We start from the raw sequence: 12819 nt of genomic DNA, 5'->3' as shown, positions 1-12819 counted from the left end.
TCGCGTGATCAGCCGGCGATCGCTTTCGCTCAAGCAGCTTTGTGCCCGAGCTTGAAGACGCTCACTGCGTGCCGAAGCGACGTCGCCTGATGAGCCATTGCCTGTGCAGCGGCAGATGCCTGTTCAACGAGCGCGGCATTCTGCTGTGTCACCGCGTCCATCTGTCCAACAGCAACGTTCACTTGTTCAATTCCCGTTCCCTGTTCGTCAGACGCCGACGCGATTTCCCCCATGATGTCCGTCACCCGCCTGACCGACTGAACGATATCGGACATGGTCGTGCCCGCTCTCCCAACCTGCTCCGAGCCTTTAGCCACACTTTCAACTGAACTCGTGATGAGGTCCTTGACCTCTTTCGCCGCGCTCGCGCTGCGTTGTGCCAGCGTACGGACTTCACCCGCTACGACTGCAAAGCCGCGGCCTTGTTCTCCAGCACGCGCGGCCTCCACTGCTGCGTTCAGCGCAAGAATGTTGGTCTGGAACGCGATGCCTTCGATCACGGTAATGATGTCGGCCACCTTACCCGAACTGCTCGATATGTCGCGCATGGACTCGACCACCTGGTTCACTACTTCGCCGCCGCGCGTTGCCTCCTCGCGGGCATTCGCAGCGAGGGCGTTTGCCTGTTTCGCGTTCTCGGTGTTCTGACGGACCGTGGAGGTCAACTCCTCCATACTAGCCGCGGTTTCCTGCAGTGACGCTGCCTGCTCTTCCGTGCGCTGCGACAAGTCCAGGTTACCTTGCGCGATCTCGCCCGCCGAGGTCGTAATGGCTTCCGCCGTGGAATGAATGTCGGAAACGATAGCGCGCAGTTGCTGGCGCATTGATTCGAGTGACGCCATCAGGCTGGTCTGGTCGTTCGGCGCAAGCGCAATGGCCGCCTCCAGATCACCTTCCGCAACGCGCTGTGCCGCCCTCGCAGCCTCGGCCGGCTCCCCGCCCAATGCGCGCATGATGCCGCGGGTGATGAAGACACCAAGAACGATGGACACAAGAACCGTGATCGTGCCGGAGAGCCCGAGCGCCAGCTTGGTCGATGCCGTCATGCTGGCGACTGCGCCCGAACGTTGATCGAGCAACGACTGCTCGGCGTTGCCGAGTTCTGCCGACACCGAGCGATAGCGGTCCATGAACTGCTTGTCGTTTCCCTGCTTGAAGTAATCGATCAACCCGTCGGCAGGCTGCTTGCCGGCGTTGACATCGCGCCGCATGGCAATCAGCTTCTCGTCGATTTCTGCCACTCTCTGGTGCATGTCGCGCAGCGTCTCGAGTCGCCCCTGCTGGCTGGCGTTGTCCGCCGTCAGGCTGCGAACGAGGTCGAAAGACTTCGCGAAGTCCCTGTTTCCAGCCGCGTACGGCTCGAGGAACCGATCGTCGCCGGAGGCGACAAAGCCGCGCACGCCGGTCTCCATGTTCACCATGTTGGTCAGCATGTCGTCGTTCGCCCGAAGTACCTGATAGCTGTGGACGTTCCAGCCATTCGCCTGATTAAGGCTGAGAAAGTTAATCAGCGATATCGCGCCGCCAACCAGTGATATGAGTACAACAAGGCCGAACGCCAAGCCGAGTTTTCTGCTGACAGTCATCGATTTCATGCTTCGTTCCGTTACGTGTGTGGATATGACTTATGTCGGCACGAATCCAGCTCCCTGAAACTCCGCTCTTCCTGTTCTTCCTCAACAACTCGCGCGAACAGCGGGGCTTTGGGCGGAAGCCGCTCAAGGACTTTTTTGTCGGAAAAGCGTCCCTTTGCGCAAACGATAAGCGAGGTGAACTATTTCTTTTTAGACATGGAGTAAACGACAACGATAACGGGCCGATAGAAGGCTTGATTAAATATTCAAAAGTCCTGCATATTTACGGTGGCGTCATCCTGGATGCTATCGGTCTTTCGCGGCTCAACCTGAGCCTTGGGCATCTTGTGTGTCTTCTCGTCAGGCAGCTCCGCGATATCGCTCCAGGCGCTTCGCGACTTCGTCTATTACCTTGACGGGAGCGGCTTCCAGCTGCGAATCGTGGGTCGTCAACACTTTGGCGAAGAGACGGAATGCGTCGCGATCGAAATAGAAACGCCCTTGCGCACCGGAGGAAAAAGAATTATTCGCGATTTTTTCCAGGTCTTTGTACGACGCGTTCTGGATATCTCCGTACCCGAGCTCGCATAGGATTCCTGTCGCAATGACCGCCCTCATCACAATCTGAAGGGCCATCAAAGAGCCCACACCCGCGTGCAGCGCCTCGAGCTGAAGATGATATTCCAGTGACAAAGCGTCGCGTATCGGCTTCGGCAAGGGCAGCAATTCCGTTTTCGCTTCGCGTTGCTTACGGCTGGACTGACTGAGACGATGGGCCCATTTATTCACTTTCTGTTCAACCGGTGTCGCACTGCCTCCACGGCATGGTGGGTCCAACGGCATCATCAAGATGCAACCGTCGCGCACGAAACGCCAACGACTTCATGGTTCGTAAGCGCCACTCAGGACCGGCAACTATCGGCTCGCCGCGATCACGTGAATCGAATGCCTGATGCAAGTCGCCACTTCAGGACTGCTAGCCCCGACACTCACGCTGTACAGTCGCGTCTGCACCGGCGTAGTTCGCGGCTATTTCGTCGTGGCCGTCGCCCTGGTTATCATCACGGCCACCCAGACGATTCTTTTGCGGTACAAAAAATTGCGTCGCCCGCTACCTGTCAGGTTCGTAAGGGGCACAAGGATGGCTCTTCAATTTCGTCGCTGACTTCAAAAAGCCTCGCGCGCACACAATACTTCGCTCGTTCCCACACGAGACGTGACCCACGCAGGCACCACCTGAATTTACCAACATGACGTTCGATTTCCTCTTGCGGCTGCTCGCCGCCTTCGCCTGCGGGGTTGTCATCGGCCTTGAGCGCCAGATGCGTCAGCGCACGGCCGGTTTGCGGACCATCACGCTCGTCGCCTGTGGCTCCTGCCTGTTCGTTACGCTGGGAGTGCTGACCGGAAACGGAGCAACCGGAGTGACGCAGATTGCCGCCTATGTCGTCTCGGGCGTAGGCTTTCTTGGCGGCGGCGTCATCATGCGCGACAAGGGCTCGATACAGGGTATCAACACGGCCGCTACGCTTTGGTGCTCCGCGGCTGTCGGGGTACTGTGCGGTTCAGGCCATTTTGGGCCAGCGGCAGCCGGGACGGGAGTGGTGCTGCTCACCAACACGGTCCTCCGTGAAGTCAGCCGGGCCATCAATACGGCACCGGTGTCGGCGGCCGACCTGGTACGTCAATACACCTTGACGGTGGTCTGCCGCGAAGCGGACGAAATCCATGTCCGCGCGGTGCTTTCGAACGCAATGTCCTCGGCGCCGCTGTCGTTCCAGAGCCTGACCAGCCGCGACTACGAAGATACGCCGCAGCGCATCGAGGTCACTGCAACGCTGAAGTTGCATCCGAAGGACCAATCCAGGCTCGAACTGCTTGCCAGTCGCCTGAGCATGGAGAAAGGAGTATCGAGCGTCAGTTGGTCCGGGCTCGAGGCCGAGCCCACGCCTGAATAAACGCACTCCATTGCGCCCCCGGTGGAGCAATTGATAAACCGGGAGCGACGGCCACGACGTTCCGTCCCGCGTGCCGGCCAGCGCGCGGCCCTCCCCCCGAATCATCTGGCACCGAGTTGACGTCGACGGTGCGACGCAGAACGTCCTGATTAGAAACGCCGCTGCCTCAGCGTCAACGCAAATAGCGGCATCGCTGGCTCAAGCCGATACCGCCCTCCTGCCGCGTACTCTTAGACTTGCGCCATACCACCGTCGACGGTTAGTTCGATGCCCGAGATATAGCTGCTATCGTCGGATGCGAGGAACAAAGCCGGCTTGGCGATTTCTTCCGGGAGACCAATGCGGCCTAGTGGCACCTGCGAAGTAATGCCCGACTTGAAGCCTTCAATTTCTTGTTCGGTCAGGCCAGTCTTGCCGAAGATCGGTGTATCGATCGGACCCGGGCTGATCGCATTCACACGAATCTTGCGTGCCTTGAGATCCGTCGTCAACGTACGTGCCAACGAACGCACCGCAGCTTTAGTAGCCGAATAAACGCTGAACGCTTCCATACCCTTGGACGATGCAATCGATGCGTTCAAAATGATCGATCCACCGTCCGGCACCAGCGGAAGAAGCTTCTGCACCGTGAAGTAAGTACCCTTCACGTTGACGTTGAAGGTTTCATCGAATTGCGCTTCCGTGACCTGATCGATCGGTGCGAGCGAACCCAAACCTGCGTTCGCGAATATGACATCCACGCGGCCGTATTTCGCTTTCACGTGGTCGTGAAGTTTGTCCAGATCCGACAGCCTGGAGACATCGCCCAGCACGCCTTCCGCGTTGGCACCGATGCTTTCCACCGCTTCATCCAGCTCCTTCTGGCGGCGTCCCGTGATGATGACCTTCGCTCCTTCCCTAGCAAAAAGTTGCGCCGTTGCCAGGCCCATGCCGCTGTTTCCGCCCGTGATTACAGCGATCTTTCCCGATAGTTTCGTCATGTCAGTCCTTGATCGAATGTGTTGACTGGACCAGGCCCGTTCTTAAGCTCTGTTCAGTCGCTGATGATTAGTGGCTCCCGTAACCCTTGACATCGGTTGCAGGGCTTGGACTGACTATAGGCGCGGTGCATCGCGGGACATAGTAGGTGGCGACGAATACACTCGCCGGTTCAAACGAATAATCAAAGTTCTATCGATATGACGCCAGCAACCAGGCGCCTAACACGTCGGCGTCGGCGCGACGCGCCACGCCCGTCAACTAAATTTGTTACCACTGTGCCGTCCGGCCGCGACCAGATCTGCAGGATTTGAGCTGCCCGCCAGGCAGTGAGCGCGCAGGCGAGCATGTGAGGCCGCTTTAGCCTGCCGTCTTGCCACCGTCGACAGTCAGGATCTGACCGGTAACGAATGCGGCGCCGTCGGCAGCAAGATAGAGCACCGCTGCGGCAATATCGTCAGGCTTGCCGATACGCGCGAGTGGCACCGTGGCTGCGAGCGCTGCCTTGTTTTCCGCGGTGCTGGTGAAGCGGTCCAGCATGCCCGTATCGGTCGGCCCGGGTGCGACGGCGTTGACACGAACACCCGTCGCAGCAACTTCAAGTGCGGCCGATTTCGTAATGCCTTCGACGGCGTGCTTGCTGCCTGCATAGACCGATGCGAATGCGGCGCCTTCATGACCGTAAGTCGACGAAATGTTGACAATGCTGCCGGCCTTCTGCGCAGTCATCACGCGCAGTTCGTGCTTGAGGCTCAGCAGCGTTCCCAGCACGTTGGTGTCGAACGTGTCGGCATAGCTGTCGGCGGTCTGCTCGACGACAGGTCCTGGCCGGCCTTCCGTGCCGGCGTTGTTGACGGCTACGTCCAGACGGCCGTAGCGGGCGACGGTCTGATCCACCAGATTGAGGACTTCTTCGTCGCGGCGCACGTCAGCCAGGACGAAGTGAGCTTCGGCGCCTGCTTCGCGCAGTTCGGCTTCGAGCGCGGCGCCTTCCGTTGCGCGGCGACCCGATACGACGAGCCGTGCACCCGAACGCGCGAACGCGAAAGCAGTTGCGCGGCCGATGCCCGTGAGGGCGCCAGTGATGAGGACGACGGGGTGGGACATTTGAGGCTCCTGTCAGTAAGGTTCACGACACGTTGCTTGTGTCGCACTGCTCGGCGAGCATGACGGAGCTAACTTTAGGCGTCTCTTGCGGCTGTGAAAAAGACTTTCCAGGCTGGAGGGCATGCCTGCGAGGCATGCGACGAGACGCGCGGCGCTCGTCCACAACGTCGGAGCGCTCACGCACGGCACTATCCAGAAGGCGACGCGCGCGCGTGAGAGCATCAAAGCTTCGATCCGCCGTCGACGCGCAACGTGTCGCCCGTGACCCAGCGCGCGTCGTCGGAGGCGAGGAACACGGCGGCGCCGGCAATATCGTCGGGCTGCGCGACGCGTTTGAGCGCCTGCATGCCGAGCGTGAAATCGCGGCCCGCGTCCGTCTTCGCGAAGTTCGACATGTCCGTTTCGACGACACCCGGCGCAATCGCGTTGACGCGAATGCCACGCTCGCCGAGCGCGGACGCGAAGTGGCGCACGAGTGTATCGACCGCGCCTTTGGTTGCCGCGTACGCCGACAGATTGTTCACGGACGCGTGTGCCGCAAGCGACGACAGCAACACCACGCTACTGCCGTCACCCAGCACGGGCAGCAATTGCTGGACGAGGAAGAACGGCGCGCGCACGTTGACGGCGAACAGGTCGTCGAAATCCTCGACGGTGGTTTCTTCGATCGGCGCGGCCTTCGAGATGCCCGCGTTCGCGACGAGAATGTCGAGTCGTTCGCCTGTCAGTGAGCGCGCGCGCTTCGCCAGTTCATGCGGTCCGTGCGCATTGCGCAGATCGGCGGCGATCTTGTCGGCCTGTCCGCCTGCTGCGCGAATTGCCGCAACGACAGAATCGGCGGCTTGCTCCGCGTTGCTGTAGTGGACCAGCACGCGCGCGCCTGCTTTGGCGAGCGCAATGGCCGTGGCGCGGCCGATGCCGCGGGAGGCGCCCGTCACGAGCGCGGTTTTGCCTGTCAGATTGGTCATGATGAAATTCCGTTCGATGTCGAGCAAGAGTGCGTTACGCCTCGGGCGCGTCCGCTTCCGAGAGGAACCGATCGACGTGCGAGACGAAGCGCTCCGGGTATTGGTACAGCGAGCCGTGATTGGCGTCGGGATAGAGGATCAGTTGCGCGTTCGGGATGTGTTGCTGCAAGTGCCACGAATTGATCGAATAGATGATCACGTCGTTGTCGCCGTTGACAACGAGCGTCGGCTGTTCGAGTGCGCGCAGATAGTCGTACGGGTTCTCGCGCGGCGCGCCCCACTTCGCGAGTGCGGCGAGTTGCGCGGGCGCGACCTTGTCGTTCGCTTCGGGATCGCGATTGTCGCTGCGCAGACGGAATCGCTCGATAAAGCTACGGCCCGCCGCCTGGCTCGCGTCCGAAGGCGAAAAGTGCACGCGCAGCCACAGGTCGTCTGGATGCGCGTATGACGCTCCAAAAATTTCTTGCGCTTCAAGCGTGAGCGTCGCCATGCCTTCGCCGCTGCGCGGACCCGTGCCGACGAGAATCACGCGGCGCACGAGTCGCGGCTTCGTGATAGCGAGTTCCTGCGCAATCAGTCCGCCCATCGAAAATCCGAGTACGTCGACCTGTTTCAATCCGAGTGCTTCGATGAACGCGCCGGCATTGGCGGCCATCTCTTCGATCGACTCGGGGACCGTGCCGGAACTGCTCGAAATGCCCGCGTTGTTGAACAGGATCACTTCGCGGTTTTGCGCGAGACCGTCGGTGACGGCGGGATCCCAATGATCCATCGTGCCCGTGAAGTGGATGTTCATTACGAGCGGCACGCCGCCGGGATTGCCGAAGCGGCGATACGCGAAGCGGATGCCGTTGGCTTCGACGAACCGGGTCGGCGCGGTCTGGTGAGTGTGGCGGGTCATGGCAGTTGTCCTCTTAAAACCGGTTGATGGTCATGCGACGCGACGTAGCTGAAACGTATGCACCGGGTCGGGCTTGCTGCGTCAACTCGGCCCGTATTCGCTTCGCGTGATGCCGTCCTGACAGGTAATGTAGGTGCGTCGGACAAAGAGGAAAAAGACTTTATAAGTTGCGCGCCATGCCTGAAAGGCATGGCCGGGAAGCATGGCTTACGATGCCGCCCGACCGCCGTTCACACGCAGCACTTCGCCCGGCGTGAAGCTGGCCGACGCCACGTACACGATGGATTCGGCGATTTCATCGGGTGTGCCGGCGCGCTTGCGCGGCGGAAAAAGACTTTGTAGGCTTGCTCGCATACCTCGAAAGCATGGCCACCCGGACGCGACAGAACGGGAACAGGAGAAAACATGGAGCTACGCCATCTGCGCTATTTCGTTGCAGTCGCGGAAACAGGCAGCCTCACCGTCGCCGCCGAGCAGCGGCTGTTCACCTCGCAGCCATCGCTGAGCCGTCAGATCCGCGATCTCGAAGACGAAGTGCGGGCCGAACTGTTCAGCCGCAGCGCGCGCGGGGTCGAGCTGACCGCGTCGGGGAAGGCGTTTCTCGACCATGCAAGACTCGCGCTTGCGCAGGTCGATGCCGCCATCGAAGCTGCGCGCCGCGCTTCGAGCCCCACCAAACAGGTATTCGCACTCGGCTTTCTGACGGGGCAGGAAATGACGTGGCTGCCGCGCGCGATGCAGGTGTTGCGCGACGAATTGCCGAACATCGACGTCACGGTGTCGAGCGGCTACTCGCCCGATCTCGCGGACGCCGTGGCGCGAGGCAAGCTCGATCTGGCCTTCGTGCGCACGGAGCCGGGGCTGGATCTCGATTATCGCGTCGTCTATCGCGAGAAACTCGTCGTGCTGATGCCGAGCGATCATCGTCTGACGGCTAAGAGCGCGATCCATCCGTCTGATCTGAAAGGCGAGACGTTTGTGATGGCGTCGAACAAGGCACGCGTGCTGCACGATGTGGTCGCCCGATATCTGGATGACAATGGGCTCGATCCGAAGCCCGAGCACGGCGTCGACAACCTTGCGATGGCGATGTCGCTCGTTGCATCGACACGAGGCTTGTCGCTGATGCCCGAATATGCGAACAATCTGCTGCCGTGGTCGGTCGTGAGCCGTCCGCTCGAAGGCGAAGCGCCAACCGTCGATCTCGCGATCGGCTACAGTCGTTCGAATGCATCGCCTGTGCTGAAGCTGTTTCTGTCGAGAGTGGACGAACTGATTGCCACCAACTGAGTGAGGGAGAATCGCGATGGACCGTCTCGCGGCGATCGAAATTTTTATCCGCGTTGTCGATACCGGTTCGTTTTCGGCGGCGGCTCGACACTTCGATATCGGCCAGCCGGCCGTATCGAAAACCGTTGCGCAGCTCGAAGAATGGCTTGGTGTGAAGCTGCTGCTGCGCTCGACGCGTGCGCTCACGCCGACGGAAGCTGGCCAGAACTTTTATCTGCGCGCGCGCCGTGCCGTCGAAGAAGCCGACGAGGCCGTGCTCGCTGCGCGAGGCACCGCGGCGGGACTGACTGGCAAGATGCGCGTGTCGGCCGCTGTATGCTTTGCGCGGCTGCACATCGTGCCGCGCTTGCCGGCGTTCCTTGACCAGCATCCGGATCTCGATCTCGAACTCGTGCTCGACGACCGCAATATCGATCTCGTCGAAGAGGGCATCGACCTTGCGCTGCGCATGGGCGAGCTGGCGGATTCGAACATGACGGCGCGCCGCATCGGCATCGCGCGGCGGCGCGTACTCGCGACACCTGCCTATTTCGAACGGCACGGCATGCCCGAAGCGCCTGGTGATTTGCCCGCGCATCGCGCCGTCGTCTACACGCGCGATCTGGGCGGCGGCGAAGAATGGACCTTTCGCAGCGAGGCGGGGGAGTCGTCGGTGCGGCTGCAAGGCCGCGTGAGAATCTCCGCGACAGAAGGCTTGCGCGCGGCCGTCTTCGCGGACATGGGGCTTGCCGTTGCATCGGAATGGGCTTTCTGGCCGGAACTCAAATCGGGCGCGGTCGTTTCAGTCATGGACGACTGGATGCTGCCGCCCATTTCCTTGTCCGCCGTGTATCCGACAGGACGTCTCGCCAGCAGCAAGGCCCGCCAGTTCACGGCTTTCGTCGAAGGGTGCCTCGAGCCCGAGTTCGCGCCCGAGTCAATGTCGGGGCACGGCAGACCGAAAGCCGCATGATGCGCGAATCGATATTCACGAACGCACCCTCGGCCGTGAGACGGCTCAGGCGTTTTCGGCTTCGTCTACGGTTGTACGCGTTTCCAGCGCTTGCGACTCTTCATACGTGAGGAAATCGGAATACGCTTTTTCCGAGCCGCCCCAGAATGCCGCGCGCACATAGGGTGTGAGCGGAAGATCGTGCTTCAAGCGATACGGCAGATCCGGATTCGACGAAAAGTGGCGGCCGAATGCAACGAGATCGGCATCGCCCGATTCGACGATCGCTATGGCGCTCTCGCGATCGAATCCGCCCGCAGCGATAATCGGCCCGGAGAAGTGCTCGCGCAGATACTTCGTCGCGACGGGCGCGTGATCGTGGTGCAGCGTGTCGTCGCCCTTGACGCGCGGTTCGATTACATGCAGATACGCGATCTTGTACGAATCGAGCACGCTCGCGACGTAGCTGAACGTGGCTTCGGGATCGCTGTCGGAGATGCCGCCCCATTCTCCCGAAGGCGAGATGCGCACGCCGACGCGCTCCGCGCCCCAGACGGAGATCAGCGCTTCGAGCGTCTCGCGCAGAAAGCGCACGCGATTCTGGATCGGGCCGCCATAGGAGTCGCTGCGCTGGTTGGTGCCGTCCTGGATGAACTGATCGACGAGATAGCCGTTTGCCGCGTGCAGTTCGACGCCGTCGAATCCGGCGTCCTTCGCACGCTGCGCGGCGGTGCGGAAGTCTTCGACGATGCCGGGAATTTCATCGATACCGAGCGCGCGATGCGGCGAGGCGGGCACGAAGCCATCCTTCGTGACAGCGACACCATCGAACGGCACGACGGAAGGCGCAACGGGATCGACGCCGCCCGTCATTTCGACGTGGCTCTGCCGGCCTCCGTGGATCAGTTGGAGGAATACCCGGCCGCCTTTCGCGTGCACGGCCTTTGTGATGGCTTGCCAGCCTTCCATCTGATCGTCGTGGTAGATGCTTGCGGCGCCGAGATAGGAACGCGCCTGCACGGACACGCTTGCCGCTTCCACGATTTCCAGACCGCCGTCCGATGCCCGCTGGGCGTAGAAATCAGCCATCATCGCGCTCGGGACATCGCCGGGCTGGGTGGTGCGCAGACGGGTCATCGGCGCGAGCGTCACGCGATGTGAAAGTGTATATGCACCGACTTGTACGGGGTTGAACAGCTTTGCCATGATCTTTCCCTAAGTGAGCCAGAGCGCCGGGGGATCCGGCGCTCTCTCGCGATTGCGTTGAGTTGCAATGTAGCCATTCGCAACCGCTGCGGGAACTGGCGGAAAGGAATATGGCTCATTCCAGATCGGGATGGATGCGAGGACGCGCTCGTGCTTTCCGCCGTTCAACGTCGCAGCCTGGACCGCTTTCCGGCCATGAAGATGAAGAGAGAGATGACGCAAACCGAACCGTTGCGGTCAGTCCGCGATCGCGAGATAAACGGCCGTTCTCGAAGCTCAACGGCCGTTGGTTACTTAAAAAAGATGCAAATCGCGATGTGTCAGTCAACGATAGCGTGTTGCTTAAATGTGATCCGCCATCTGCGTGCCTGGAACGGCTTCGGCAAGCGCAGGCGCAACACTACGCAGCTGCACCATGCGATGCGCTCATTGCCTCTTGATGTACAGCCGGCGGTATGCGACTGTCCACGCCATCAGGCCGCCATACGTGACGTACCGGATGCATAAGGAAAGCCAGTGTGGATCGCGGCCATCCAGCATGCTGGCGATCCCGAGGCGCATGGCGTTTTCTCCGACGAGACCGATGCCCCAAACCGCCGTCATGAGCCGGATCGATCTCGCGAGCGCCGGGCGGCTTGCCCACATGGCGTCAAATTCGAGTTCGCGCCTCTCGTGCTCGCGGGAGAGCGTCGAGCGTGCGAGATAGAACACGAGCGGCCGACGCAGCGCAAGCGAGCAAAGAAACAGTACGCCGATGACGCCACTCACGAGCGGCTCGCGAGCCGCTCGCAGCCATGCGGCGGGTTGCGAGATGAGTAACAGCAACGAGAGCGCGATGCCGGCCAGCACTATGGCGCTCAAGGCGTCGACATGGCGAGATCGCAGGAAATCGACACCCATCCACGCGATCAACGGCAGCGCCGACGCGAGCAGCGCAACGGCCAGGCCGACATGCGGCAGCATCGCGCGGTAAGCCGCCGTCGGTAGAACGACGTTGATGACGAATGCCACGACGTAGCGATGGGAGGGAATCATGGTGATCGTCTTGAGTCGACACGCAAGCGGAACGGGTGCGACGCTCGCAGGAAGTCCGTCCAGTGATTTGGCGACTATGAGGCCAGAGTCGGAATGCTAATGCGACTGTGTCAGCGATCTGGGTGTTGCCATCACGATGCTCATCAAGGAAACGCTGACTTTTTTCGGCGAAGTTCACGGTCGACCGGGCTTATCCTGGCCGAATCCGGGAGGGGACATGGACGCTTTCCGTCTGAGATTGTGCACTCTGTAAAGTGCTGCGCGCGCGTCCTTTCACTTTCTGCGCCACATAGGCTTCCGGACCGCGCCATTGCAACTGAAAAAAGAACGAAGTCCAAGGGTGAGTTGTCACTAACTCCCTTTCCGTGTTGAAGCGGCCGACATTGCATGAGTCAGTAAGTACTCGAGTGCACTAGAACATTGGATGGGCCGCCGGATAGACAGCCGTTCTCAGGGCAAGTCCACCGAGCACAACGAAGATCCGAAACGCCGAAACGCAATTTCTTCGTTCCCGCACACTTTCTTGTGCACTCGTAAGAGCTAATCTCGTTCAACATAGTTCGCAGGGTCTCGCGGCCGGAAACGCCGTCTCGTCGACCGAGCGCGAGACCCCGGACGAAACATTATCTGCATGCCCCTTACAAAGGCGGGGGTTCGGACTGCTTCTTGCAAACGCAAAGATTGACTGAAAGTCCACTACCGCGAAGCCGGAAGATCGCAGCTTTTTAGGGATAGAATGATCGTTTCTGCATCGCAGCATCTGTAAGGTCCACCGTCCAGCGATCCTGATGCTCTGCGTCTTTCCGAACGGGCAGACTGTACTTCCTTATTGCGAGTTATCTAAAATCCTGTTTGCGATGCGAGCCCTTTG

Annotated in this window: 12 protein-coding genes; 3 read left to right on the top strand and 9 right to left on the bottom strand. The window is 60.6% G+C overall.

Features of this window, described 5'->3' with window-relative positions; all coding sequences use genetic code 11:
• Nucleotides 1–29: 29 nt before the first annotated feature.
• Together ACTJLB_RS04850 and ACTJLB_RS04845 are read right to left on the bottom strand one after the other, a co-directional pair.
• Nucleotides 30–1595, bottom strand: coding sequence for a methyl-accepting chemotaxis protein (locus ACTJLB_RS04850; RefSeq protein ID WP_408410813.1), 1566 nt, complete (start codon nt 1593–1595; stop codon nt 30–32).
• 339 nt (nt 1596–1934) lie between these two features.
• Complete coding sequence (locus tag ACTJLB_RS04845) at nt 1935–2420, bottom strand: Fis family transcriptional regulator (RefSeq protein ID WP_440782838.1); 486 nt, start codon at nt 2418–2420, stop codon at nt 1935–1937.
• A gap of 404 nt (nt 2421–2824) precedes the next feature.
• On the opposite strand from ACTJLB_RS04845, the gene ACTJLB_RS04840 reads away from it, so the two are divergent.
• The gene (locus tag ACTJLB_RS04840; protein ID WP_087750325.1) at nt 2825–3532 is read left to right on the top strand and encodes an MgtC/SapB family protein; all 708 of its coding nucleotides are present in this window, start codon (nt 2825–2827) and stop codon (nt 3530–3532) included.
• Between the two features lie 230 nt (nt 3533–3762).
• Here ACTJLB_RS04840 and ACTJLB_RS04835 read toward each other — a convergent pair whose 3' ends face one another.
• The 5 genes from ACTJLB_RS04835 to ACTJLB_RS04815 all read right to left on the bottom strand — a co-directional run bounded on the left by ACTJLB_RS04835 (nt 3763) and on the right by ACTJLB_RS04815 (nt 7840).
• The gene (locus ACTJLB_RS04835; RefSeq protein ID WP_408171789.1) at nt 3763–4512 is read right to left on the bottom strand and encodes a glucose 1-dehydrogenase; all 750 of its coding nucleotides are present in this window, start codon (nt 4510–4512) and stop codon (nt 3763–3765) included.
• Between the two features lie 358 nt (nt 4513–4870).
• A complete protein-coding gene (locus tag ACTJLB_RS04830) occupies nt 4871–5617 on the bottom strand; it encodes an SDR family NAD(P)-dependent oxidoreductase (RefSeq protein WP_440782630.1) in 747 nt (248 codons plus the stop codon).
• Between the two features lie 221 nt (nt 5618–5838).
• Nucleotides 5839–6585 (bottom strand): SDR family NAD(P)-dependent oxidoreductase, encoded by a 747-nt coding sequence (locus ACTJLB_RS04825; RefSeq protein ID WP_440782629.1) that lies wholly within the window; start codon nt 6583–6585, stop codon nt 5839–5841.
• A 34-nt stretch (nt 6586–6619) separates the two neighbouring features.
• Nucleotides 6620–7486: an alpha/beta fold hydrolase gene (locus ACTJLB_RS04820; protein ID WP_440782628.1), complete on the bottom strand. Its 867-nt coding sequence runs from the start codon at nt 7484–7486 to the stop codon at nt 6620–6622.
• 207 nt (nt 7487–7693) lie between these two features.
• On the bottom strand, nt 7694–7840 hold the full coding sequence (locus ACTJLB_RS04815) for a hypothetical protein (protein WP_440782627.1): 147 nt from the start codon (nt 7838–7840) through the stop codon (nt 7694–7696).
• Between the two features lie 51 nt (nt 7841–7891).
• Between ACTJLB_RS04815 and ACTJLB_RS04810 the strand changes: the two genes are divergently transcribed.
• The gene (locus tag ACTJLB_RS04810; RefSeq protein WP_440782626.1) at nt 7892–8776 is read left to right on the top strand and encodes a LysR family transcriptional regulator; all 885 of its coding nucleotides are present in this window, start codon (nt 7892–7894) and stop codon (nt 8774–8776) included.
• Between the two features lie 16 nt (nt 8777–8792).
• Nucleotides 8793–9728: a LysR family transcriptional regulator gene (locus tag ACTJLB_RS04805; RefSeq protein ID WP_310071124.1), complete on the top strand. Its 936-nt coding sequence runs from the start codon at nt 8793–8795 to the stop codon at nt 9726–9728.
• A gap of 45 nt (nt 9729–9773) precedes the next feature.
• Here ACTJLB_RS04805 and ACTJLB_RS04800 read toward each other — a convergent pair whose 3' ends face one another.
• Together ACTJLB_RS04800 and ACTJLB_RS04795 are read right to left on the bottom strand one after the other, a co-directional pair.
• Nucleotides 9774–10913 (bottom strand): alkene reductase, encoded by a 1140-nt coding sequence (locus ACTJLB_RS04800; RefSeq protein ID WP_440782625.1) that lies wholly within the window; start codon nt 10911–10913, stop codon nt 9774–9776.
• 426 nt (nt 10914–11339) lie between these two features.
• On the bottom strand, nt 11340–11948 hold the full coding sequence (locus ACTJLB_RS04795) for a VC0807 family protein (protein WP_204521044.1): 609 nt from the start codon (nt 11946–11948) through the stop codon (nt 11340–11342).
• Between the last annotated feature and the right edge of the window lie 871 nt (nt 11949–12819).

It is taken from the genome of Paraburkholderia sp. 22098 (genome assembly GCF_052045935.1).
GTDB classification, from domain to species: domain Bacteria; phylum Pseudomonadota; class Gammaproteobacteria; order Burkholderiales; family Burkholderiaceae; genus Paraburkholderia; species Paraburkholderia caledonica.
Note: the sequence above shows the minus strand (reverse complement) of the source record. Positions and strands in the feature narration are given on the sequence as shown.